Source organism: Halorarum salinum, from assembly GCF_013402875.1.
Classification (GTDB): domain Archaea; phylum Halobacteriota; class Halobacteria; order Halobacteriales; family Haloferacaceae; genus Halorarum; species Halorarum salinum.
Window position 1 is genome coordinate 2291848 of sequence record NZ_CP058579.1, and the last position, 23378, is coordinate 2315225.

The 23378-nt window shown below is 62.0% G+C and carries 28 protein-coding genes and 2 pseudogenes; 14 read left to right on the forward strand and 16 right to left on the reverse strand.

Going from position 1 to position 23378, the window contains the following annotated elements:
• The first annotated feature begins 369 nt into the window (after nucleotides 1-369).
• The 8 genes and pseudogenes from HUG12_RS11255 to HUG12_RS22045 form a co-directional block, all read left to right on the forward strand.
• Entirely contained in the window at nucleotides 370-1629 is a 1260-nt protein-coding gene (locus HUG12_RS11255; protein ID WP_179268859.1) for a multicopper oxidase domain-containing protein, read from the forward strand.
• On the forward strand, nucleotides 1630-2880 hold the full coding sequence (locus HUG12_RS11260; RefSeq protein WP_179268860.1) for a ZIP family metal transporter: 1251 nt from the start codon (nucleotides 1630-1632) through the stop codon (nucleotides 2878-2880).
• Nucleotides 2881-2907: 27 nt separating this feature from the next.
• Nucleotides 2908-3330, forward strand: a complete 423-nt coding sequence (locus HUG12_RS11265) for a plastocyanin/azurin family copper-binding protein (protein WP_179268861.1) — start codon at nucleotides 2908-2910, stop codon at nucleotides 3328-3330.
• Nucleotides 3331-3581: 251 nt separating this feature from the next.
• The gene (locus tag HUG12_RS11270) at nucleotides 3582-3971 is read left to right on the forward strand and encodes a putative quinol monooxygenase (protein WP_179268862.1); all 390 of its coding nucleotides are present in this window, start codon (nucleotides 3582-3584) and stop codon (nucleotides 3969-3971) included.
• A gap of 366 nt (nucleotides 3972-4337) precedes the next feature.
• On the forward strand, nucleotides 4338-5033 hold the full coding sequence (locus HUG12_RS11275) for a helix-turn-helix transcriptional regulator (protein ID WP_246308037.1): 696 nt from the start codon (nucleotides 4338-4340) through the stop codon (nucleotides 5031-5033).
• On the forward strand, nucleotides 5000-5167 hold the full coding sequence (locus HUG12_RS22195) for a hypothetical protein (RefSeq protein ID WP_449405263.1): 168 nt from the start codon (nucleotides 5000-5002) through the stop codon (nucleotides 5165-5167). Before HUG12_RS11275 ends, HUG12_RS22195 begins: the two co-directional genes overlap by 34 nt.
• Nucleotides 5168-5370: 203 nt before the next feature.
• The gene (locus HUG12_RS11280) at nucleotides 5371-6201 is read left to right on the forward strand and encodes a class I SAM-dependent methyltransferase (protein WP_179268863.1); all 831 of its coding nucleotides are present in this window, start codon (nucleotides 5371-5373) and stop codon (nucleotides 6199-6201) included.
• Between the two features lie 196 nt (nucleotides 6202-6397).
• Nucleotides 6398-6967, forward strand: a pseudogene (locus HUG12_RS22045) (alpha/beta fold hydrolase); the annotation flags it as partial.
• A gap of 173 nt (nucleotides 6968-7140) precedes the next feature.
• On the opposite strand, the gene HUG12_RS22050 reads toward HUG12_RS22045, so the two are convergent.
• From HUG12_RS22050 to HUG12_RS11305, 6 genes and pseudogenes are all read right to left on the reverse strand, one after another.
• A complete protein-coding gene (locus HUG12_RS22050) occupies nucleotides 7141-7602 on the reverse strand; it encodes an anion permease (RefSeq protein ID WP_345776959.1) in 462 nt (153 codons plus the stop codon).
• Nucleotides 7539-7844 carry an SLC13 family permease gene (locus HUG12_RS22055; protein ID WP_345776960.1) on the reverse strand — a complete coding sequence of 102 codons (306 nt, stop codon included), beginning with the start codon at nucleotides 7842-7844 and terminating at the stop codon, nucleotides 7539-7541. Before HUG12_RS22055 ends, HUG12_RS22050 begins: the two co-directional genes overlap by 64 nt.
• A gap of 95 nt (nucleotides 7845-7939) precedes the next feature.
• Nucleotides 7940-8350: pseudogene (locus HUG12_RS22060) on the reverse strand (SLC13 family permease); the annotation flags it as partial.
• Nucleotide 8351: 1 nt separating this feature from the next.
• Nucleotides 8352-8885, reverse strand: coding sequence for a VIT1/CCC1 transporter family protein (locus HUG12_RS11295; RefSeq protein ID WP_179268864.1), 534 nt, complete (start codon nucleotides 8883-8885; stop codon nucleotides 8352-8354).
• 153 nt (nucleotides 8886-9038) lie between these two features.
• Nucleotides 9039-9641, reverse strand: coding sequence for a cupredoxin domain-containing protein (locus HUG12_RS11300; RefSeq protein WP_179268865.1), 603 nt, complete (start codon nucleotides 9639-9641; stop codon nucleotides 9039-9041).
• A gap of 17 nt (nucleotides 9642-9658) precedes the next feature.
• Nucleotides 9659-10012, reverse strand: coding sequence for an SHOCT domain-containing protein (locus HUG12_RS11305; protein WP_179268866.1), 354 nt, complete (start codon nucleotides 10010-10012; stop codon nucleotides 9659-9661).
• A gap of 220 nt (nucleotides 10013-10232) precedes the next feature.
• Here HUG12_RS11305 and HUG12_RS11310 point away from each other — a divergent pair, with 220 nt between their 5' ends.
• Entirely contained in the window at nucleotides 10233-11294 is a 1062-nt protein-coding gene (locus HUG12_RS11310; protein ID WP_179268867.1) for a succinylglutamate desuccinylase/aspartoacylase family protein, read from the forward strand.
• 87 nt (nucleotides 11295-11381) lie between these two features.
• On the opposite strand, the gene HUG12_RS11315 is transcribed toward HUG12_RS11310, so the two are convergent.
• Both HUG12_RS11315 and HUG12_RS11320 read right to left on the reverse strand, forming a co-directional pair.
• The gene (locus tag HUG12_RS11315; protein WP_179268868.1) at nucleotides 11382-11651 is read right to left on the reverse strand and encodes a hypothetical protein; all 270 of its coding nucleotides are present in this window, start codon (nucleotides 11649-11651) and stop codon (nucleotides 11382-11384) included.
• Between the two features lie 14 nt (nucleotides 11652-11665).
• Complete coding sequence (locus HUG12_RS11320) at nucleotides 11666-12190, reverse strand: DoxX family membrane protein (protein WP_179268869.1); 525 nt, start codon at nucleotides 12188-12190, stop codon at nucleotides 11666-11668.
• A 574-nt stretch (nucleotides 12191-12764) separates the two neighbouring features.
• Here HUG12_RS11320 and HUG12_RS11325 point away from each other — a divergent pair.
• Complete coding sequence (locus tag HUG12_RS11325) at nucleotides 12765-13466, forward strand: DUF2270 domain-containing protein (RefSeq protein WP_179268870.1); 702 nt, start codon at nucleotides 12765-12767, stop codon at nucleotides 13464-13466.
• A gap of 34 nt (nucleotides 13467-13500) precedes the next feature.
• Here HUG12_RS11325 and HUG12_RS11330 read toward each other — a convergent pair whose 3' ends face one another.
• The 7 genes from HUG12_RS11330 to HUG12_RS11355 all read right to left on the reverse strand — a co-directional run bounded on the left by HUG12_RS11330 (nucleotide 13501) and on the right by HUG12_RS11355 (nucleotide 17878).
• Nucleotides 13501-13893: a DUF302 domain-containing protein gene (locus HUG12_RS11330; RefSeq protein ID WP_179268871.1), complete on the reverse strand. Its 393-nt coding sequence runs from the start codon at nucleotides 13891-13893 to the stop codon at nucleotides 13501-13503.
• A 93-nt stretch (nucleotides 13894-13986) separates the two neighbouring features.
• A complete protein-coding gene (locus HUG12_RS11335; protein WP_179268872.1) occupies nucleotides 13987-14391 on the reverse strand; it encodes a helix-turn-helix domain-containing protein in 405 nt (134 codons plus the stop codon).
• A 99-nt stretch (nucleotides 14392-14490) separates the two neighbouring features.
• Complete coding sequence (locus tag HUG12_RS11340) at nucleotides 14491-15459, reverse strand: sulfite exporter TauE/SafE family protein (RefSeq protein ID WP_179270630.1); 969 nt, start codon at nucleotides 15457-15459, stop codon at nucleotides 14491-14493.
• A 29-nt stretch (nucleotides 15460-15488) separates the two neighbouring features.
• The gene (locus HUG12_RS22200; protein ID WP_449405248.1) at nucleotides 15489-15638 is read right to left on the reverse strand and encodes a DUF7512 family protein; all 150 of its coding nucleotides are present in this window, start codon (nucleotides 15636-15638) and stop codon (nucleotides 15489-15491) included.
• 94 nt (nucleotides 15639-15732) lie between these two features.
• Nucleotides 15733-16197, reverse strand: coding sequence for a YeeE/YedE family protein (locus HUG12_RS11345; protein ID WP_179268873.1), 465 nt, complete (start codon nucleotides 16195-16197; stop codon nucleotides 15733-15735).
• Nucleotides 16197-16688 (reverse strand): YeeE/YedE family protein, encoded by a 492-nt coding sequence (locus tag HUG12_RS11350; RefSeq protein ID WP_179268874.1) that lies wholly within the window; start codon nucleotides 16686-16688, stop codon nucleotides 16197-16199. Before HUG12_RS11350 ends, HUG12_RS11345 begins: the two co-directional genes overlap by 1 nt.
• Nucleotides 16689-16693: 5 nt before the next feature.
• Complete coding sequence (locus HUG12_RS11355) at nucleotides 16694-17878, reverse strand: MBL fold metallo-hydrolase (protein WP_179268875.1); 1185 nt, start codon at nucleotides 17876-17878, stop codon at nucleotides 16694-16696.
• A 203-nt stretch (nucleotides 17879-18081) separates the two neighbouring features.
• Here HUG12_RS11355 and HUG12_RS11360 point away from each other — a divergent pair, with 203 nt between their 5' ends.
• From HUG12_RS11360 to HUG12_RS11375, 4 genes are all read left to right on the forward strand, one after another.
• On the forward strand, nucleotides 18082-18324 hold the full coding sequence (locus tag HUG12_RS11360; RefSeq protein ID WP_179268876.1) for a sulfurtransferase TusA family protein: 243 nt from the start codon (nucleotides 18082-18084) through the stop codon (nucleotides 18322-18324).
• Between the two features lie 3 nt (nucleotides 18325-18327).
• Nucleotides 18328-18930: a DsrE/DsrF/DrsH-like family protein gene (locus HUG12_RS11365; RefSeq protein WP_179268877.1), complete on the forward strand. Its 603-nt coding sequence runs from the start codon at nucleotides 18328-18330 to the stop codon at nucleotides 18928-18930.
• Between the two features lie 247 nt (nucleotides 18931-19177).
• Nucleotides 19178-20293, forward strand: coding sequence for an MBL fold metallo-hydrolase (locus HUG12_RS11370; protein ID WP_179268878.1), 1116 nt, complete (start codon nucleotides 19178-19180; stop codon nucleotides 20291-20293).
• 70 nt (nucleotides 20294-20363) lie between these two features.
• Nucleotides 20364-21653 carry an MFS transporter gene (locus HUG12_RS11375; RefSeq protein ID WP_179268879.1) on the forward strand — a complete coding sequence of 430 codons (1290 nt, stop codon included), beginning with the start codon at nucleotides 20364-20366 and terminating at the stop codon, nucleotides 21651-21653.
• A gap of 863 nt (nucleotides 21654-22516) precedes the next feature.
• Here HUG12_RS11375 and HUG12_RS11380 read toward each other — a convergent pair.
• Nucleotides 22517-23362, reverse strand: a complete 846-nt coding sequence (locus HUG12_RS11380; RefSeq protein ID WP_179268880.1) for a VOC family protein — start codon at nucleotides 23360-23362, stop codon at nucleotides 22517-22519.
• Nucleotides 23363-23378 lie beyond the last annotated feature (16 nt).

Genomic DNA, 23378 nt, shown 5'->3' on the forward strand with positions numbered 1-23378 from the left:
AATCGGGTTCGACGGCGTTCGGCGCCGTGGCCGGTCGGTCCGCGAGCACCCGCCGAGGAGAGAACCCGGCGGGGTGGAGGGCGACGTTTCAGGCCGGTTCACCGCGCTGCCGTTCGTGGCTTCCTCCGGCGCGTACGGATGGCGTTCGCTCCCCACCTCTTCGGGGCCTCGGATTCGTGTGCGTCTCCGGAACCTCGGACCCCCGCGTCTCGTCGGACCCCGGCCCGACGCTCGACCGGATCCACCGGAACGGGTTCGACCGAACCGAGTTAGCGTAGGCTCAATATATAATTAGACCCATCAAATACAAGTACTGGGTGAGCCAAGTAACGGACGAGTGAGGGCCGAACGCGGATCGGGTGCGCGAACATGACGCAGACAGACTACGACAGGGCGGCCGCGGTGACGGAACTGCTCGAAGACCGACTCGTCGGGTCGCTCGCCGGCGACGCGGGCGTCGACCGCCGGACGGTGCTCGGCGGCATCGGCGTCGCCGGGAGCGCGGCGCTGGGGATCGGGAGCACGCGGGCGGGCGCGACCCCCGGACACGGCGACGGGAACGATCACGGTGACTTCGGCACCGTCGACGAGTATCGGGGTTCCGGGTTCGACCCCCACGAGTTCCTGACGACGTTCAACACGGGGGAGGACGGCCAGGAGTCGGTCCCCCAGCGGGTGTACGAGGAGGACGGGCGGACCGTCCGGGAGTTCGAGTTCACCGCGGTCGACACGACGATCACGATCGCGCCCGGCGTCGAGTTCGAAGCGTGGGCGTTCAACGGTCAGGTCCCGGGCCCGACGATCCGCGCCGTCGAGGGCGACCTGATCCGGATCGAGTTCGAGAACCTCGGCCGGCACGCCCACACGATCCACCCGCACCTGAGGAACCTCTCCCCGGAGATGGACGGGGTTCCACAGAACGGGCCCGGCGTGCTCGACACGGGCGAGTCGTTCACGTACGAGTGGATCGCCCGGCCGGCCGGGACGCACCTCTACCACTGCCACTCGCTCCCGCTCAAGGAGCACGTCCACCGCGGCCTCTACGGCACGGTCGTCGTCGATCCGGACCCCGAACGCGTCGCGGAGAACCCGCGCGAGTACGTCAACTACCACGGGCCGATCACCGACGAGTTCCGCGACCTGCTCGTGGAGGAGGCACGCACCCGGAACCACGAGCACGCCGAGAACGACGCCGTCAACGAGATGGTGATGGTGATGAACTCGTTCGACACGAACTTCGACGGCGAGAACGAGGTGTACGCCGTGAACACCCGGGCGTTCGCGTACGGCGTGGGCGAGACCGACGGCAAGGGCGGCTGGCGGGCGGGCGAGACGAAACGGCCCATCCGGATCGACGGGACCGAACGCCAGCGGGTGTATCTGGCGAACACGACCGAGTTCGACTTCATCAACTCGTTCCACACGCACTCGCAGTTCTTCGACTACTACGACCACGGGACGACGCTGTTGCCGACGAGCAAGAACGTCGACACGATCATGCAGACGCAGGCCCAGCGGGGGATCGTCGAACTGGACTACTCGGACCACCGGCCGGGGCTGTACATGTTCCACGCCCACCAGTCGGAGTTCGCGGAACTCGGCTGGATGAGCTTCTTCGAGGTGATCTAGATGGCCGGGAAGCCACGCGACGCCGAGCCGGACGGGGGAGTGACGGCCGAGGAGGGGGTCGCCAGGCCGTACGGACTCCCCCGATGGGCCACGGCGGCGTTGCCCCTCGTGTTGCTCGTCCTCGTCCTGGGCGCGTTCGTGCTGGCGTCGCCGCTCTCCGGCGTCCAGAGCGGCGAGCCGCTCCCGGAGGTGACGGTGAGCCACGCCACGCTGCCCGCTGACGACACGGTCGTCCTCCACGTCACCAACGACGGCCCGGAACCGGTCACCGTCTCGCAGGTGCTGGTCAACGACGCCTACTGGAACTTCCGGGTCGAGGGGAGCGGCGGCGATCGGACGCTCGAACCCCGGGAACGAGCGCGCGTGGTCGTCCCGTACCACTGGAACCCCGGCTGGGACCTCGAGGTCGCCCTCGTGCTCTCGGACGGCACGACGATCGGCCACGACGTCGAGGCTCCACGACCGTCGCCCGGCTTCGACGCCGACGTCCTGTGGACGCTTGCGGTCGTCGGGCTGTTCGTCGGCGTGATCCCGGTCGCGATCGGAATGCTGTGGTTCCCGTACATCCGGTCGATGAGCGACCGCGCGTTGCACGCCGTCCTCCTGTTCGCCGCCGGCGTGCTCGGCTTCCTGGCGGTCGACGCCGGGTTCGAGGCGTTCGAACTCGTCGAACGGATCCCCGGCGCCTACGAGGGCGAACTGCTGGTCGTCTCCGGCGTCCTCGGGGCGCTGCTCCTCGTGCAGTCGATCAGCGCCTGGCGCGAGGGACGCGTCGGAGACGGTGACGGGCGGGCGGGAAGCGGGCTCCAGGTCGCGTACCTGGTCGCGCTCGGGATCGGCCTCCACAACCTGGCCGAGGGGCTGGCGATCGGGAGCTCGTTCGCGCTCGGGCGGGCGTCCCTCGGCGCGTTCCTCGTCGTCGGGTTCATGCTCCACAACGTCACCGAGGGCCCGGCGGTGGTCGCCCCGGTCGCCCGCGAGGAGCGCCCGGCGCTGTGGCACTTCGTGGCGCTCGGTCTCCTCGCGGGCGCGCCAGTCGTCCTCGGGGGGTGGATCGGCGGCCTCGCGTACTCGCCGACGATCGGCGCGTTCTTCCTCGCGATCGGCGTCGGCGCGATCCTCCAGGTCGGCCTGGAGATTGCGAGGATGGTCCGTGCCGCGGGCGGCCGCGTCGCGAGCGCGACGAACCTGCTCGCATTCCTCGCCGGCTTCGGCGTCATGTACGCGACCGACCTCCTCGTGGTCCTCTAGCCCGGGCCGTTCGTCGCCACCCCTGCCATGCCATCCGGCTCCTGCGATCGCCGGTCGTTCGTACGCCTCGGCGGCGCGGCGCTGTCGGCGGTGCCGACCGTCGGGTGTCTGCGCCGCCGGCCGACGGCCGCCCGCCGCGTCACGATGACCGACGCGTTCGCGTTCGATCCGCGGACGGCGACGGTCGGGGCCGGCCGGACCGTCCGCTGGGAGAACGAGAGCGACGTCGGTCACACGGTCACCGCCTACGGGGACGCGGTCCCGTCCGACGCCCGGTACTTCGCGAGCGGCGGCTTCGACTCCGAGCGAGCCGCGAGGGCCGGCGTGACCGAGGGACTCGTCCCTCCCGGCGGCGAGTACGAGCACGCGTTCGAGGAACCCGGGACGTACGGGTACTTCTGTATCCCACACGAGAGCTCCGGGATGGTCGGGACGGTCCGGGTGGAGTAGACCGAACGAGACCCCCCGGGCGCCCGATCGTCGCGACGGGAAGTCGTGGCGGCGACCCTGTCGCGCCTTCCGAACCCGCCTCCCCCCGCGGTCGGACGTCGATCCGCCGGATCCGAGTCAGTCCGCGGCGCCGTGGGCGATCGGAGGCGGAACCGCGAGGACACAGTTATCGGTGGGGCCGACGAACTTCACCCGGTGACGACGCGTGATCCACGGCGAAACCTGGCCCGACGTCGACGGGGTGCGGCGGGATGGCTGACCGAATCGTGTACGTCGACCGATCCGCCGTGCGCGACGGGAAGCTGGCGGAACTCGAGGCGGCGATGTCCGAACTGGTGGAGTTCGTCGGGGCGAACGTGCCCGGGATGCTGTCGTACGACGTCTACTTCAGCGACGACGGCGCGCGGATGACGGTGGTGCACACACACGCCGATCCGGCGTCGCTGGCGACCCACATGGACGTCGCGGGGCCGAAGTTCCCCCCGATCGGGGAGTTCGTCGACCTCGAGGCCATCGACGTGTACGGTCGGCCGGGCGAGGAGCTCGTCCAGCGGCTGAGGGGGAAGGCTACGGAGCTAGGGAGCGGGACCGTGTCGGTTCACGACCGCCACGACGGCTTCGATCGCAATTCGGTCCCCTGACCCGCGGCGGGTTCCTCCCTGCCCGGCGACGGTCCGTCCGACCGCCGGTCGGGCGGTCCTCGGTCCCCGAGCCGCCGCGTCGTCCGATCCGTCCCGTGTAACGACGCTCCGCCGCTTCGCCGTACGACCCTGCCGACGGACACGAACGACGGGACCCGTCCCGGGGTCGACCGCTTTCGGCAACTGACTCTCCCGCTGGTCCACCCCGTTCGGGTAGCTCGAATCCGGCCCGGCTCCTCTCGAGATCCGGGAGGTACCCTCCATCAGATGCCGTTAAAATCGGGGGCTGAGGTCCCGCCGCTACGTCGCATAGAAATGAACGATCGGGTGACGGCACGACGAACGTATCCCGTGTTACCACGCACCGTGGGAGTGAACGCGCCTCTCGACGAGATCGAGTTTCCCGCACGCTCGGACCACCGCGTCGAGGTAATCGACGCGTTAGCCCGGCAACCCTCCGATCGCAACGACCGACGCGCCGCCACGGGTGCGTCCTCGCCGACCGTGGGGCGGATCCTCGACGCCTTCGGAGACCGACGCTGGATAGTCCGAGACGGACGAACCTACGAACTCACTCGGTCGGGCGAGTTCGTCGCGGAGCGGTTCACGGATCTCCGCGAGGCGATGGAGATGGAACGAAGATTGCGCGACGTCTGGCGGTGGCTTCCGCGCGAAACGGTGGGGTTCACCGTCGATCTGTTCGCCGATGCGGTGGTCTCCTATCCCGGACCGGGGTACCCGTACGAACCCGTCGAACGACTCACTCGGCTCATCGGGGACACCGGTCGGTTGCGTGGGTTCGACAGCATCATGTTCAAGTCGATCAACAACGAGACGGTCTGTCGGGCCGTCCTGGACGGCATGGAGCTCGAGTACGTGTACTCGCCGATCGGCCTGGAGGCGACCGTCACCTGGGACCCCGAACGAGTCGTGGAAGCCGCCGCTCGCGAGAACTGTACCGTCCTCGTCCACGACGATCTCCCGACGGGGACCGGTGCGGGTTCGGAATCATCGATGACCGCGTCGGCATCTGCTGTCACGACGCTGATACCGGTGCGCTGACCGCGGTCATCGATACGGGCGCCCCGGAGGCCCGGGAGTGGGCCGTCCCCGTCTTCGAGCGCTACCGCCGAGAGGCGAGCCCGGTCGAGTCAGACGCGTTAGACGCTCTCGTCTCGTCGGAGCCCGCCACGTAAGGAACTTCCCCGGCGAGAGTACCGATGTTTCGGTTCCCAACCCTCCAGCCATCGGCGTTGTCGTATCTAAAAGTTCGCCCGTGCAACCCCGGCAGGCCAGTTCCCGCACCTCGTGACACGGACCCGAAAGCGGGTTTCACGCGGTGAAACGTTTCACCAGACATCTACACGTCTCCGGCGAGCGTAGCCACATCCGAGGGAGAATGACCACACGAGAACTACGCCAAACGCCGGAGGCATGGAACGAGATCGCGGCGGGGTACGACGAGTTCGTTACCCCCACGCACGCGCACGTTTCGGAGGCTGCCCTGAACGTCGCAGATCTTCGACCGGGAACGCGGTTCTTGGACGTTGCGGCGGGCACCGGCTCCCTCAGCCTCCCCGCGGCACGTCTCGGCGCGGAGGTGGTAGCGACGGACATCTCCCCCGCCATGGTTGAGCACCTCGCGACACACGCGAAAGAGGAGGGGCTCTCCAACGTCGAGGCGCGGGTCATGGACGGCCACGCCCTCGAACTGGAGGACGACGCGTTCGACGTCTCCGGGTCGCAGTACGGGGTCATGCTCTTCTCCGACCTTCCTCGAGCGCTCGGGGAGATGGTGCGCGTCACCAAGCCCGGCGGTCGCGTCCTCGTCGTCGTATACGGCAACCCGGAGGAGATGGAGTTCCTCGGGTTCTTCACGCGCGCCGTGCGCTCCGTCATCCCCGACTTCGAAGGGCTCCCGCGTGATCCCACGCCGCTACCGTTTCAGGTGGCGGACCCCGCGAAGCTCCGCCAGCGGCTGGAGGAAGCGGGACTGGAGGACGTGCGCGTGGAAACGGTCGCCGAGGAACTCGAGTTCGGTTCCGGGCGACAGCTGTGGGATTGGCTGATGAACAGCAATCCCATCCCGGGAACGCTGGTAGCCGACACCACCGAGGAGCAGCGTGCCGCCGCCCGCGAGGTACTAGACGAGCTAGTGCGCGAGCGCGCCGAAGAGACCGGGGTCGCCGTCCTCACCAGCCCGGTGCACGTCGGCATCGGAACGAAGTGATCCACGACAGCCGATGGAAACCATGACCACTCAGAAACGACGACGAGCGCAAACCGACCGAGAGCGGTTGTTGGCCACGATCCCCGTCACGGAGCGGCGAGCGGAGATCGCTGGCGTCTCCACCGCGGTGCTGGAGGGCGGTGACGGTCCGCCGATCGTCCTGCTACATGGCCCCGGAGAGTCCTCGCTCTGGTGGATGCGTGTGGTTCCGGACCTGGTGGCGACGCATCGCGTTATCGCCCCCGACCTGCCGGGGCACGGGGACTCGGAGGTGACGGATGACCGCTTGGACGCCGATGGGGTACTCGCGTGGCTCGATGCTTTGATCGAGCAAACGTGCCGGGAGCCGCCCGCCCTGGTGGGCCACCTTCTCGGTGGAGCCATCGCGGCCCGTTTCGCTGCCGACCACGGTGACCGGCTCGGCCAGGTGGTACTCGTGGACTCCCTCGGATTGGGCCGGTTCAGACCGTCCCCGAAGTTCGCGTACGGGTTGATCCGCTTCTTCGTGCGACCCACCGAGCGCGCGTACGACGGCTTCCTCGACCAGTGCACGTGCGATCGGGAAGCGCTGATCGAGCGGATGGGTGAGGACTGGGAACCGTTCTTGGCGTGTTACCTCGACCGGGTCCGCACGCCCGGCGTGAAAGCCGCCGTGCGGACCCTGATGAAGGAGGTCGGTGTGCCGACGATTCCGCCGGAGGAACTCGAACGGATCACCGTTCCCACGACCCTCATCTGGGGGCGGCACGACCGCGCTGTACGGCTCGGAACCGCCGAGGACGCGAGCGGACGCTACGGATGGCCGCTGCACGTGATCGAGAACGCTGCGACGATCCCAAGTTGGAACGGCCAGAAGCGTTCCTGTCTACGCTCCATACCGCGCTCGAAACCGCGGCCGATCGCCGCTCCTAGCCGGCTCCCGACGTACGCCCCCGTCGTTCACGATCTACTTCGTGCGATCGCGTCGGCAGGTATCGGCGCTCCCACGAGGGTCCCAAGGGTCACGTCGGCTAGCCAGCGCGTCGCGTCCGTTACCGCGAGGGCGTTCGCCAGCGCGATACCGCCACCCAAGAGAACGAGCGTGCCCCAGTCTATGTTGGCGATGTCGTCCCAATCGATGGTGCCCGCGACGACCAGCGCTGGTACCGCGAGAAGACCGACGAACACGAAGTACAACACTCCCTGATGCGGGACGCCGAAGACGCTCACTTGCCCACCGAACAAGGTGGCGTGCCAGCGGATAGCGACGAGACCCTCGAATAGGAACCCGAGACCGCCGAGCAACCATAGCACCGCTGTGGCGGCGGTTATTACGATGACGCGACGTCCACCAGAAGTTAGCGTTCCCATTTCGGTGAGTGCCGTTGTCGCGTGGTGACGTGCGACCGTCGTGCTTTCCACCTCGGGCGGATACAGTCGAACGTCAGTAGATACCAGGCGAGCGGTAAGCCGACCACGACTAACGGCAGTCCGATGACGAGCCACTGGGCGAACCCGAACCGGTAGCCGAGTTGCGAGGCGAGCTGTGCGACGACGATGGCGTTCGGTGGCGTGCCGATGGGCGTCCCGACGCCCCCGATGCTCGCCGCGTAGGCGGTCCCGAGAAGCATTGACACTTCGAGGTTCGACGGCGGTGAACCCATACCCTCAGCGGCGGACACCCGTCGCCGACGGTGTCGGTGTGGACCTGTCGAGCAATGCCAAGTGCGACGGGCACCATCATCGCCGTAGTCGCAGAGTTAGAAATGAGCATCGAGAGTGACGCGGTCGCAACCATCACTGCAAGGACGAGCCGGCGTGGCGAAGTGCCGAGGGATTCGACCAGTCGGTACGCTATCCGCCGGTCGATATCGTACTTCCGGAGCGCCTCGGCGAGCACGAACCCCCCGAGCAGGAGGAAAATCACCGGATCGGCGAAGGCAGCGAGCGCACCGGTCATCGTCGGAAAGACCCCAAAGGCGGTCAGCAATAGCGGAATGGAGAGTGCGGTCACCGGAAGAGGGATGGCTCCAGTCACCCAGAGGACGGCGGCAAAGGCCATGGTCGCGAGCGCATACTGGCCGGTGGCTGACAGTGCGGGGAGCGGGAGGACGGCCACTACGCCCGTCACGACGAGCGCACCGGTGACGGTGAGGTATCGACGGCTCATCTTACGCGAACCCTTCGAGGAGAGCGCCGACGTTGTACGCGACCGCCGCCGCGACCATCCCGATGGCGAACATCTCGAACCCGGCCCGATACCAGGACCGGCGGGTGACGAACGTTCGACTCGCTCCGACGACGAAGAATGCCGAACCGGTGACGACGACCGAGACTTCGAAGAAGGGTCGGATCGGGATGGCGTACGGAATGAGCGGCATCCACCCGGCGACGACGAAGGCGAGAAACGTCACGAACGCCGTCTTCACCGGTGATTTTTCGGTCGTGCTCCGCTGTGCGTTCGTCACGGCCTGATAGTCGAGTTCCGACCGTCGACTGAGGTAGTTACTCATTCCCATCGAGAACCCGTCGGCAAGAAGGTTCGCCACGCCGAGGATGAGCACGATCGATGGATCTAGCGCCGCCCCAGCAACGCCGGCCACGACCGCAAATGTCGTGACGATACCGTCGTTCGCTCCGTAGATGATCTCCGCAATATACTCTCCCGAAGAAGCGAGCTCGTCCCCAAGGAGGCGTTCAATCACGTGAGTCGTCGCCTTCGGCCCATGTTCTCGGTGAGCTGCATATTTTCACTTCGTGGCACGTTCCGTCGTTCTCTTCCCACTCACAAGGCACATTCAATGGGTTTCAGCAAATGATTAGTGGTGGCACACTGTTCTCAGAGAACTCTTAGCGGCCTACGAGACGACAATGGCGCTTGGCTTGTTCATATATGGATGTCCGTAGCCGCAGTAGACCGTACAGAGGAGCGAAAACTCGCCTCGCACGGTCGCCGACCGCGTCACTTCGACGGGAGCCCCGGCGTCCGCCGGAAGACCGACGGGGTGCAGCATCATCCCGCTCATCATTCCCGGTCCGTGTGTCGCAGGCATAACCGCCAAACCGTGATGGGGATTGCGTTCATTGGCTACTTCGAGCAGTTCATGGAGATCGCCGCCCGAAGGCTCCGGGATGGCCCCCTCGTTTCGTTCCTCGAGCGCTTCGTGCTCGGGTAGCGCATCTCTGATGGACCGGGGGAGACGTTCGGTGGCTGCCGCGTTGACGTTGAATGCCACGAGCCGAACCGTGGTTCCCCGGTTGAGGCGGAGTTGCTCGATCTCCTGCCCGTCTTCGCGTAGCAAAACGAATCCCCAGTGGAACGACCCGATGTAGACGGTCCTTTGTACACCGATCGGAGTTCCCGGGAAGCGAACGGACGTACAGCCGGCGAGTCCCGCCAGAGAGGCGGCTCCAACCGAAGCAAGAAACGATCGCCGGGTTTCGTTGGCAGTCGAGACCATGGTTCGGTCCGCGTCCGCTACTCCGAGCGTTCGAGGCGTTCTCGCCGGCGTTCGAACTCCTCGTCGGAGAGGTCACCGCGAGCGTAAGCGTGGCGGAGTTCCTCGAGCGCCCGGTCCCGATTTGTGACGGGCCCGTGGGCGACGGCGCGATAGATGAGGTAGCCGATAGCGAGGAGGACGGCGAGCCAGACGAGCATCATGCCGACGCCCCACCACGGCGAGAAGCCGCCGCCGAACTGCCCCATCCCCCACCAGCCCATCCCCATCATGGGCATCGCGAACGCCATCATCAACAGTGGGAGCAGGATGATGATTCCGAGGACGAGGAACACGACCCGGACGAGTGAGTCGTCGCTTCTGTAGGTTGCCATAGGTGTATACCTACGTCGAACAATCCCTTAAGGAGTACGTCTAACGTATGACCAGTACGGGAACTGGCTCAGATGGTCTTGATTCGCGATTCGTGGGGTGAGTATACGCGAAGAACACACCCGATCGATCGGAGGTACTTATGCATGGAAATACAGTTTGTACAACCCATTCCACATCTAGGAATCGGGATCCGTACTCCATGACCAACGGAGGTAACCCATGACCAGGAAGACGTCACAGTTGATCGAAATCGGCGAGAGGACCGTCTCTCCGGGTGAGAAGTCCCAGTTCCGGTACGACGCTGCGACGACGTATCACGGTGACGCCGTCGAAATCCCGGTTACAGTCATTAATGGTGACAAAGCGGGTCCCACGGTCTTTCTGAGCGCCGCAGTGCACGGCGACGAACTCAACGGTATCAAGGTCATTCAGGAAGTAGCTGACACGTACGAACCCGCCGACGTCCACGGCGCGCTCGTCTGCCTCCACGTATTGAACGTGCCTGGTTTTCTCGCCCAGCAGCGTTATGTTCCGATCTCCGACGAGGACCTCAACCGGTCGTTCCCCGGAAACGCACGGGGCACGACCGCGAAACGGCTCGCGAACACGATCTACGAGGAGTTCGTCGTCAAATGCGACCTCGGCCTCGACTTCCACACCTCAACCCGGAACCGGACGACGATGTACCACGTCCGGGCCGACATGCGCGATCCGGCCGTCGAACGGCTCGCTCGCGCGTTCGGAATGAGCGTGATCCTCGACGGGGAGGGCTCGGAGGGGACGCTTCGGAACGTCGCGTGCAGGAACGGCGTTCCGACGGTCACGGTGGAGATGGGCCGCGCACACCAGTTCCAGATGGAGCATCTCGACCGAGCGTTGCACTGCGTCGCGAGCGTGCTCGCGGAATACGAGGTGCTGCCGGACCGACCGGTCTCATGGCCGGGTTGGACTCACGTCGTCGCTCGTGGCGGCGAGAAGACCTGGATACGCGCCGACACCGGTGGCCTCGTCGAAAGGGAGTGGGGCCCGCACCTACTCGTCGAAGAAGGAGAACCGTTGTTCACGATCTCAAACCACTTTAAGGACGACGTGGAGGTCGTTCGTGCTCCGTTCACGGGCCTCGTCATCGGTGTTCTTGAGAGTGCGATCGTGTATCCTGGCCATCCCCTCTGTCACTTCGTACGCGTCGACGAGTCGACCGCCGACATCATTCGAGACGACATCCAGCGGGGCGCGGTCGACGTCTACCGGGAGGGTGGCTTCCAGTGGCAAGGGCCCTGAAGACCACCCTTCCATCTCGGTCAGCATCGAGCGTGCCTCCGCCAGATTCGGTCGAGCATTCGTAGTCAACGTCGTCAAATTGGTCTACTAGCCCGCCGGCTCCGTCAGACGTCGGTTTGCGAGTCGGTACAACGCGTACAGGAACAGGACGACGAACCCGAGGGCGATGGTGTACGCGCGGAACGTCGGGCTGATTGAGGTGTGGATGACGACGTCTCCGAGACTGCCGTTCGGCTCCAACGCGTGTTCGGTGAAGAACGACTCGATGATTCCGCTGACCGTGGTCCCGAGGAGGATTAACCCGCCGCCGAGGATCATCGCGATCTTGTCCGCCGTATCAGTCGTGTCTATGGCCATGTGTGGTCACCAGGTTATCCGAGGAAGTACCGCAGCCACGAGTTCTCTTGCACAGTCACGGTCCGTTCGAGATATGCGTCGAAGCCCCAGACGCGTCCTGCCCCGAACACGATGAGCGTGATGAACAGAACCAGCGTCAACAGATCCCCGTTGACGAATCCGTGTTCCCACTCGGCGTTCCCGAAGTAGAAAAAGAACATCAGGACCGCCCCGAAGAACGACGCGAGGCGCGTCAACGCGCCGACGATGAGGCCGAGGCCGATGAGCAACTCGCCCAAGGGGATCATGACGTTCACGATCCACGGAGCGTTCTGCCCGAACCAGACCATCACGGGCCCGATGATACCCTCGCTCGCGGGACCGGTTAGCCACCACCCAGCGTCGAATGGTTGGTCCGCGAGGAACTTGTCCATCCCGGCGTGGAGGAACAGCGTACCGACGAGCACTCGGAGGAACGCGATCCAGTACGCTGCCCACGGCCACGACAGAGACAACGACGCATCTTCACCGAACAGTCGAGTTTCGATCGCGGTCGACATGGTACATCGTGGGTATACTGTCTGTAACGCCAAATGTTGAGTGGGGACGCTCCCAGCGACGATCGCGTCCGTTCGATCAGCGCGATGCATGGGATAGCACCCACGACCGGTCCCGTCACGAACGCCGTGTCGCGGACGGGAACAACCGTCGCCAAACTGGGCAGTTGGAATCAGCGAGACACCGAGGAAAACGTGCTGTATGCCGACCATCCAAGCGACGGAGTTTGCTGGAAGATGTCGCTACGCGGTGGATACGAGTTCGGAGGACGAGCCACTGGGCACCGCTAGGGCGACTACCGGCAGCCTGACCGAGTAGCGCCACGAATCTCCGAATGAGGAGTGACGGGGGTTCGCCCCCAGCCGGGATGGAGGGGATACTTACGAGCAACGTACTCGGGAGCATTCCGAGCGTCTAGGCGACGAACCTACGGCGAAGAAACGAGATCCGCGGCCAGTATGTCCCTCGTCGGTCTACTAGCCGGGACCGACTAACCCCGTGTGCTATCCAGTGTAATCTACGGTAGTATGGTGCAATCGTAGGACGATTATACAAGGCTCCCGTAGGGTGAGTACCATGAGCGAAAGTTCGAGCAAAGAAACCGATCCGACCGACCCCGAGCACCGGGAGGTCGGGCAAGGCCTTCTTGACGAGGAGATGGGGCCAAGCGGATCGATGGCTCATCTGTACCGCGGGGAAATCCACCGGATGCGCTTCTGGCGTGAGCGCCTCGATCGTACGACCAACTGGGCCATCATCGTGATAGCGGCGATTTTGACGTGGGCATTCTCGAGCGAGTCGAATCCCCATTACGTGTTGCTCGTCGGCGCGATGATACTCGGTACCATCTTGGTCATTGAGGCGCGCCGATATCGAGGATACGACATCTGGCGGTCGCGGTATCGGACGTTACAGAAAAACGTCTTCGCGTACGGCCTCGATCCCTCACAAGGGTTAGAAGAGACGGACTGGCGAGCCGAACTGAGTAGGGACTACCGACAACCACGACTCAAAATCTCGATGGAGGAAGCGATCGCTCACCGTCTCCGGCGGGTGTATCTCCCATTGCTAACCATCGTACTCGGTGCGTGGGTCATTCGCACCACCGCCTTTACAGACGTCCTGTGGCCAGCCAGTGCGGCAATCGGTACTGTTCCGGGAGTCCTCGTGATGGGCGTTGTCGCCCTCAGTTACGGCACCATGGTCTTCATCGCGGTTCGACCACGGACCTGGCATGCCGAAACCGAAATGATGACTGAAGACATCCGAGAAAAGTAGCTGAAAACCCAAGTCGATCGCTGTCGTCGAACACCTACCCCTCTACTTCGTCGAGGACCCGCTCGAAACTCCGGTGTACGTCTGTAGCCATTTCATTGAGAGCGTCGTTACCAGTGATCGAGACGAGCTGTTGAGGATCGACTGCGCTTACACCGATGGCTCCAGTATCCGTTTCATAGACGATGACGTTGCACGGCAGTAATGCCCCAAGCAGAATCTCCTCTTGGAGTCCTTTGTGAGCCTGTTCAGGATTGCAGGCTCCGAGAATACGGTATTGACGGAAGTCCGCGTCCAGTTTCTTTTTGAGCGTTGCCCGAACGTCGATATCGCAGAGAACACCAAAGCCTTCGTCCTCTAGTGCCGTTACCGTCTCCTCGACGATCTCCTCAAAACCACCGGAGACGGTTCGGTCGAGAGTATAACTCACAAGATCATAAAACGGTTTGGGCGAGCATTCGCCATGGTTACCTGAACAGACGTAGTAGAGTTCGACAGGAATGTGGAGAGCGATAGTGGAGAATTAGGCTTCAGTGGGGGGTTGCTGAGGGCCGTGGTGACCGTACTTGTCTTCGAACTCTTGGATGAGCTGTCCCATCTGTGCATACCAATCGTTGAGCATCCGCTGCATGTCGTCGGTGATCTTGCTCGGGTCCGTCGGGCGGTAGACGTGGTAGTAGCCACCTTGGTCGTAGTTGACCTGCTCCTTCTGGATGAAGCCGGCCTGGAGTAGTCGCTGGACGGCGCGGTATGCTGTCGACCGCTCTCGATCCACACGCTCCGCAATGTCATCAACCGTTAGAGGCTTCGAAGCCTCTACAAGCATGCGAAAGACCTGTTTATCGAGCTCTTTGAGGCCGTGGAAACACTCAAGAAGGCCTTCACATTCCATGTCCTTTTGGAGGAGTTCTGCCATCGAATCGGTCATATCATCCTATATTAGGCGATCGCCCACTAAAAGAGTTTTGTGGGGTTGGGGCAACACCGCACAGTTAGTACATTCAAAGAGGGAACCCGGAGAACGAATCTATGAGGTCGCTAGCCGGCACGAGGTCTCACCTCGTTCGTGCCGAAGTTTGTAGACGGCAGCGATCACCACCGCCGCGCTCACTACGATCGCTGCACCGAAGATGAGGACCATACTTACCGTGTTGAGAACCCCTATACCCAGGGGAGCACTCAGATTCTTCGCGGCAACAGCGAGACCCCCTGCAAGGAGCATCACTGCGAAGTAACCCTTGATCTCGCCCTCATCGACGAGCGTCGATGCTCCCGCACCGATGCGAGCGCCAAGGGCGCTCCCAGCGAGTAGCGAACCAACAACGGGGAGTGCAACCGCGCCAGCACGCGCGTAGACGAACGCACCGAACGCGCCAGAAATGGTGATTTGAAGGATGTCCGTCCCGACAGCGATTCCAGCAGGAACGCCAAGTCCGTACATCATCGCAGGCATCAGTAGAAATCCACCACCAACGCCAAGAAACCCGGAGAGAACGCCGATCACTCCGCCAATGGCTAATACGATCCACAGTGAAATCGTGGCGCCGCATTTCAGCGAGACCATTGGCGGGACCTCAACTGCTTGTACCCGGTCGGCTAGTCCGAGTTCGATGCATTCATCGCCTTCGCAACGCGCATCGCGAAGAGTGAACAGTCCGACGAGGGCAAGGAGACCGACGTACGCAGTACTGATTACGATGTCAGCTGACCCGAGTTCCTCAAGTTGCAGAACGACCCGTTTACCACCCTCAATACCGGCGGTCATAGCCACGGTCATCAGCGCGGCAAGCTTGTAATCAACTTGTCCGTGATCGCGATGGCGGAGCGCACCGATAACGCTCGTCCCAAATACGAACGCAAGCCCGCTTCCAACTGCCACTTTCGCTGGATAGTCCAGCATGAGCAACGCCGGTGTGACGAGGAACGACCCGCCCATTCCGAAGAATCCGAAGAGGATTCCGATCAACAGACCAAACCCGGCGAAGATGGCAATCATCGCAACGCTCAGTCCGAGTACCTCCACGGTTACTCACCCCCGAGCCATTCATGGACTGTCGGACCGGAAATCTGTGTGAGCGCACCGTATCCAACATACAGTACGATGGCCTCAGCGAGGACAATTCCGACAGTCGCCGTCGCTTGGGCAGGTCCGCTTAGCAGTTCGAGTCCAAACATCTTCACTCACCGCCCCCGATATCGGATAGCAATCCGTCTTCTCTACCATACTGAAGCCACGCATGTGGCTGTGAGTGTTGTAGAAACATGGTACTTAGTTGGAAGTCGCGTCTGTCATGCTCTCGGTAGCTGGACGGAGCGCACGCCAGTAGCCCTGAGCGTATGCGCCGATGAACATCCCAGCGATAGCCCAGAGGATCTTGTAGTTCCCAATCCCGAGGCTCGCATAGCCAGCACCAGGGCAGATGCCCGAAAGACCCCACCCGACGCCGAAGACGAGGCCGCCGACGATGACGTTCCTATCGAAGGACTTCTCGCGGCGTTGGTAACGGGTACCCGTGAACGGGGCAGTTTCGAGGAGGCGGGACCCGATCTGAATCGCGATTCCTGCGACCAGCGCAGCACCGCCCATCACGAACAACAGCCCGAGGTCCTCCAACTGGAGGAAGTTGAGCACGACTTCCGGACGAGCCATCTGGCTGTACGCCAAACCGAACCCTTGGATGAGTCCAGCGACGACGATGAGCGCCGTAAACAGCGGATGGCGGCTCGTACTCATTACGGATTCACCCCTAGTGCGGCGACAGCAAGCGCGGTCACGATAGCGACACCGACGAACAACCCAACGTTCACGAATGACGTTCGGGATAGCGAGGCGATGCCGGAGACGCCGTGCCCCGCCGTACAGCCTTTGCCGAGCCTGGTTCCGACGCCAACGAGGACACCACCGCCCAGCAACCGCCACCACTGGACATCGGTCACGAAGATCCCCGGGGTGAGGACGAGCCCGTAGAGGGCCGCACCAGCAACGATGCTGAGCGCGAATACGACGCGCCAGTCACGCGAGTCAACGTATTTCTTACGTTGGAACCGGGGGAGATCCGATACGTACGACAGCGTCGTCTCGAGGAACGTGCTGTTGCCCGCAATGATCCCCGTCCCGAGGTAAAAAACGGCGATACTGAGGCCGACGAATAATCCACCCACGAGGTAATGGGTAATCCCACGTGGGAACGACTCGGTCGCGATGGAGAGTAGCATCGTGTCCATGGATCTCAGTCGCCGGTGAGTGCGTCTTGGCTGGCCGCGCAGTTGTTCGGCCCGAGTTCGAGTTTGAACGCCTCTTCGTCACCGGTCCTCTTCTGGCCGAGATTCGTCGCGATGATGTCCTCGTAGTTAGCCGGTCGAGGCGGCATATCCGAGAGGATGAATTCGACGAATTCCTCGCGCTCCGTCGAAAGGACGTCCATCGACTCGGTGAGGTCGCCGAGTCGGGCTGTGTGGGTCCCATCCTCGGCGAGCGTTGCTGAGTCACTGAAGTGAGCCGGCGCAATCGCCGTCTCAGCAGGTAGCGGAAGGATCGTCTCGTTAAGCGTATCGTACAGGGTCCGAGCCGCCTCGCGCGCGGCGTCTTCGTCTTCAAGGTCAGGACGGGCGACACTCTCAGTGAAAAGACCGTCACCAGTGAACAGGACCTCTCCGACCTGATAACTCGCCATACCGGACGTATGCCCAGGCGTGTGAACGACCTCGATGGTCGTGTTTCCGACTGAGAGTTCATCACCGTGTTCAACGGTCGTGTACGCTTGTTCGTACTCAATTCCGCGCTCGTCAGCAGGTGCAGGGAGCACGATTTCGGCCCCAGGGTTGGCTGCGAGGCTTCGGACACCGCTGATGTGATCGGCGTGGATGTGCGTGTCGATCGCGTGGGTAATCTCCGCGCCGAGCGCCTGCGCATCCCGGATGTATTCGTCGACGAACGCGCGTAGTGGGTCGATGACCGCAGCTTCGTCGTCGTCGATGATGAGGTAGGTGAGACAGCCGCTCGAGGGGCGCTGGTACTGAGCGATGGTCGTGTCCGTGGCCACGTCCAACTCGTGGTACTCGTGGATACGCGCCCAGCCGTTCATCCCCCTTGCAAGGTGACTGACGTCATATCCCTCCTCCTCGAGGAGCTCAGCGACCATCTCGCTGGAACCGCCCTTCGCACAGAGCACTGTGATCCTTTGGTCCCTCGGAAGGTCAACGAGCAAGTCCTCGGGAATCCCGTCGAGCAGCTGGAAATAGGGATAGTTCACGATTCCGACGTTCTCACCGTCGATATGCCATTCGTCGAAGTCACCTTCCGAGCGTGCATCGAGGATGAAGATATCCTCGCCGCTGTCGATGCACTCTTTCAGTTCCTCGGGCGCGATTGATTCGACCTCTTCTTCGGCGTCAAGAGGGGTTCCTTCGGTCATCGTCACTCCCATCTAACGGTGCGTTCCAAATAAGGCTTTGCATAGTAGACTACCAATTGCACAATACCATTTGGGGCGGCAGTACTCTACGCCCTGTACACGCTACTCGTCCAGTATTCCGGAAATCGGTTGTGTTGGGGGAGTGAATTTCCACCGGTACTCTTTTACAGCCGGCTCCAATATTGGGCAGTGAAGTCAATATCATGACGCAGTACGAAGTCACCGAAACGTCGGACGTGAAAGGAGAGAACTGCCCGATGCCGGTCGTCAAGACCAAGCAGACCATCGACCAACTCGCCGAGGACGACGTGCTCGAAGTTCTCGCGACCGACTCGGGAAGCGTGAGCGACATCGCCGGTTGGGCAGACACGACTGAGGGCGTCGAACTCGTCGACCAAGAAGGGGACGGCGACGTCTACAAACACTACGTGCGGAAGACCGAGTAATCGATGAGCTCTGATGCTGACCAGGCACCCGAGACGACGGCTTCTCCGACCCAGGGTAAAGAGTCTCTCAGTCGTGCAGAGCTGGAGGCTCGTATCGATGAGCTCGAGGACCGCCTCGCGGACGTCGAGGCCGAGTCGGACGACAGTACACCGAAGATGTCGATCATCGCGACGAAGGGTACCCTCGACATGGCGTATCCGCCGCTCATCCTCGCGAGCACTGCTGCCGCGTTCGGTTGGGAGGTCACGGTCTTCCACACTTTCTGGGGACTCGACATCCTTCACGAGAAGCGCTCAAAGAACCTCAAACTAAGTTCAGTCGGCAACCCGAACATGCCGGTTCCGAACGCAATCGGTGCGCTCCCCGGGATGGATCGGGTGACGACAAAGATGATGGAAAAACAGATCAGGGACAACGACACCGCTACCATAGAGGAACTCCTCGAGACGTCGCTGGATATGGGCGTCGAGTTTCAGGCCTGCCAGATGACCATTGACCTGATGGACTACGACGAGGACGGCTTTTACGACGGCGTCACCACTGACGTCGGTGCCGCCACGGCGATTCAGGACATGGCCGACGCGGATATCCAGCTGCTCATCTGATGGGGTTCCACACCTTCGGCTTATTTCCCGTATTCAGCTGAGCCACTCTACGGTAGGGTGTGCAATTCATCCACGAGACAGTAATGGATAGTATTCGATAGAGCGTACATTAATTCTCCAGCAACGACACACCTTCAATGGACGGATACAGAGCGTCTAATAGCGGGAATACGCGAGGAAAACGCTAAAATTCCTTTGCCGAGTCGCCAACAGCTTTTTACACAAGCACCCCATAGTATTGGGTGTAATGAGCAATACCAAACATGCCGACCACACGATGAGTCCCGAGGAAGTGGCGGCCCGTCGCGACGATGGGGACCTGTTCGTCCTCGATGTCCGTAACCGGGACGACTACGAGGAGTGGCAGATCGAGGGCAGCTACAACGTCCCGATATACGACGAACTACTCGACGAGGATTTCACCGGTCTCAAGGCTTCCCTCGACGAAGTTCCGAAAGATACGGAGATCGCCGCCGTGTGCGTTGGTGGTGTCACGTCGGCCCGCGCCGCATCGTTCCTCCGGGATCGAGGGTACGACGCTAAGTCGATGGAAGATGGCATGGGCGGCTGGGGACGCGTGCACGTGACCTACGAGATCGAGGACATCGACGGCGTGACCCAGATCGTTCGCCCCGGGACGGGTTGTGTCTCCTATCTCGTCCACGACGGCGGTGAGGGCGTAATCGTTGACCCGAGCATCTACCTAGACGAGTACCTCGACGTCGCGGACCGGCATGATGTCGAAATCATCGCTGCGATCGACACGCACGCCCATGCCGACCACGTCAGTGGCGGTCGTCCCCTCGCCGACGAACTTGATGTCCCGTACTACCTCGATCCGATCGACGCTGGCGAACTTGACGATTACGCGGCGATGGAAGACGGTGACACCATCACCGTCGGCGACCGCGCCCTCGAAGTGATTCACACGCCCGGCCACACGCCCGGCAGCGTTTCGCTCAAATGGGGTACCGCCCTCCTCTCGGGCGACACCCTGTTCATCCGTAGCGTCGGTCGACCCGACCTCGAAGGGAGCGACGAGACCGATGTCAGAGAGGGCGCAGACGAACTCTTCGAGAGTCTGGCCACACTCGCCGAACTCCCTGACGAAACAGTCGTCCTCCCGGGTCACTTCAGCGATGAGGAGATCCGTCCACTGGCGACTACGCTTGGTGACCTTGAGAAGAACAACGAACTGGTTCGCATGGAGAGTCGTGAGAAGTTCATCGAGACAATCGTCGAAGGTCTCTCCGACGAGCCTGCCAACTATAACCGGATTAAAGCCATCAACTGGGGCAAGGAACCGCTGACTGACGAGGCAGCAGACCTCGAATTGGGCCCTAACAACTGCGCTGCAAATTAACTGGAACTGAAACGGGCAGGAGTTGGCTGACCTCGGACTGGGTTTTCAGCCTCCGTGTTCCGAGTAAATGATGAGTAAGGAAACGGGATTCAAACAGGGAATCCGCGAGCATCTCGGGCAGTTCTCGCTGCACGTCTTGCTCGTGTTCGCGACTGGACTAACCATTGGGTCCGAGCGTGCCGTCGTCCCCGTTTTGGGCCGCGACGTGCTCGGCGTTGAGTCGTTGTTCGTTATCGGCTCTTTCGTCGTCTCGTTCGGCTTCGTCAAAGCGTTGCTCAACCTCTACGCTGGCAAGTGGGGCGAGGAACACGGTCGCAAGCCGGTACTTGTCCTCGGGTGGGCGACCGCACTGCCACTCCCGATCATCCTCATCTTCGCCCCGAGCTGGGGCTGGATCACCGTGGGGAACATCCTGCTGGGCATCAACCAGGCGCTGACCTGGAGTATGGCTATCAACGCCAAGATCGACCTTGCAGGTCCCGAGCAGCGGGGTCTAGCCGTCGGTATCGACGAGGCGTTCGGATACACCGGTGTTGCTGTCGGTGCGTGGATTACCGGCGTCATAGCTGCCCAGACGAGTTTGCGACCCGAGCCGTTCTACTTCCTCGGCGTCGTCGTCGTGCTAGCGTTCCTCATCTCGATCTTCCTGGTCAAGGAGACGGTACAGTACGCACACGGGGAGGCCGACGACGACCGCTACGATGCGAACCTCCCGTTCGGTGAGGTCCTGAAGCGCGCGACTTACGGTGACCGGACGTTGTTCGCTGCCGCTCAAGCGGGCCACATCGAGAATTTCGTTGACACGCTGTTCTGGATCGCAGTTCCCCTGTATCTCACGAGTCAAGGGATTGGAATCGCATCTGTAGGTTTTATCGTTGGCGTCCACAGTGCGATGTACTTCCTACAGATCGGTACTGGCGGGCTCGCGGATCGAATCGGTCGGCGTCCACCCGTCGTTGTTGGGATGTTCATCGCCGGTGCAGGGGTCCTCGGGATGGTGCTCGTCGAGGGGTATCTGCTGTGGGCCGTCCTAGCCGGTATCTCTGGACTGGGGATGGCGCTGCTCTACCCGAATCTGATGACGGTCCCGGGTGATGCGTGTCATCCGTCGTGGCGTGCAACCGGGATGGGCGTCTACCGGATGTGGCGCGACTCGGGCTACGGCGTCGGCGCGATCCTGATCGGCCTCTCGATGGAGTTCGTGAACCTTGAGGCGGCGTTCATCGTGACTGCGGTATTGATGTTCCTCTCCGGTGCGGTCGTCTATCTGTGGATGGAGGAGACCCATCCGGAGTTCGGAACACACGAACCGCCAGCACCTGCTCCCGAATCGCCTGATCGGACAGCCTCCGATGATTGAGGGACGTCCGTTCTGAACTCAAATCGACGATCTACTCGTAGACCCCTAAACTGTGGTAGCTGCCGAGGTTCGCAATCTGCGACTACACTCGAACCGGTGAGTGGGCTGATTTGGCTCTGTCGAAACCCTCCGGACGTGATAGGAATAGCGTGTTGAATACAGAGTATACATTCAGCACCACACAATCGGTCGTGGTAGTCGATTCGCTACTAAACGACTTACTCGGTAGACGTGTAAATATCTCGAATCTGCGCGGTTTATTCCGATGGATTGGAGGATACATCGTAACGAAGGGCTTGATAGAGCACGTCATACCCTTTTCTTGATTTGCGTGGAGTATCTCCAGGTTTGGTCCCTACAGGCTTCCAGTTGTTCCAGTTTGTTTCCCAGTTGATAGCCCCCATCGCAGTCTTCGCGCTTGCGATGGCCGCATTTCCTCGCCAGACGACCCAATGCCAGATGCGTGGCCCCGACGACACTACACAAATCGAACCGAGTCGGATGCGGCTTCTCATGACGTGTTTCATGGTATCTCTGTCGCGGCTATTGCCCTCCACGTGGCGTTTGGGAGTCGCGTGATACTCCTCTGAGAGACCCCTCGAAGAGATAACTAGGCCGGCTGTCGGATCGGCTCTATTGACGGTTTGGAGCTGTATGCGCGAGTGGCGAGCGAGAATGGCCGCCTACGATCTGGGGGAGGGCGGACCGCGGTCGCTTATTGAAGGGCTGTAGAGACGGATTGCTGCGATTGATCGGCCTAACGAGGAACCCCTTTCAAGTCAATCCAAGATCGATACCGCCGACTTAGGAGCTCGGGCATGTAAATTCGACCGTCAAAACGACCCCCAGTTTTCTATAACTGCCTAGTTTGCTGACTCTACCCGAACTCGAACCTCAATGCTATCCGGGTCCGTGACTACGATACCGTCGTCCAACTCGGTAACTGGAATCTCACCGGCTGCGAACCGCTCTCGAACTGCATCAAGTACACCCGGATCCGGGACAATCACCTCGAACCACGACAGCCCTCGTCCGTCGCTTGGTGTCGTCCGGTGGTGCCACGTGTTTGCTGCGATATGATGGTGATACCCACCCGCCGACACGAAGGACGCAGCTGGCACGGTTGTTTCCACCTCGAATCCGAGGGTGTCCACGTAGAAGTCCCTGAACTCGTCCAGCGAGGAAACCTCGAGATGGATATGCCCGACGTCCGTTCCAGGCGGTGCCTGACTTCCACCTGCGGAAGCAGCTTCGATGCTGGCGAGGTCAAGCGGTTCAGTGCTGATCCGAACGCTGCCATCGTCGGCGAAGGGCCACTCGCCGCGGGAGTAGTCGCGGTAGACTTCGATTCCGTTCCCTTCCGGGTCGGTGAGATACAGTGCCTCGCTGACGCCATGGTCAGAAGCACCACCGAGCTGCCAGTGATCTCGTATCCGACCGAGCGCGTCACCGAGCGCCTCACGTGAGGGCACTCTGAATGCATTGTGGTAGAGCCCGGTGCCCGACACGCGTCGTGCGAGTGCGTCCGCATCCTCCTCGAGGACGAGGAGGGGCGTTTCGTCTACTCCGAGAACTGCGGTGGTATCGGATCGGTGTAGCACACTGAGACCGACGATATTCCGATAGAACCCAGTTAGCTCCTCGAGGTCCGAGATTCGGAGCGCTGTCCGTCCGATACGTGTTCCTTGCGGGAGTACGTCTGTATTCATTGAGGCCGTTAAAATA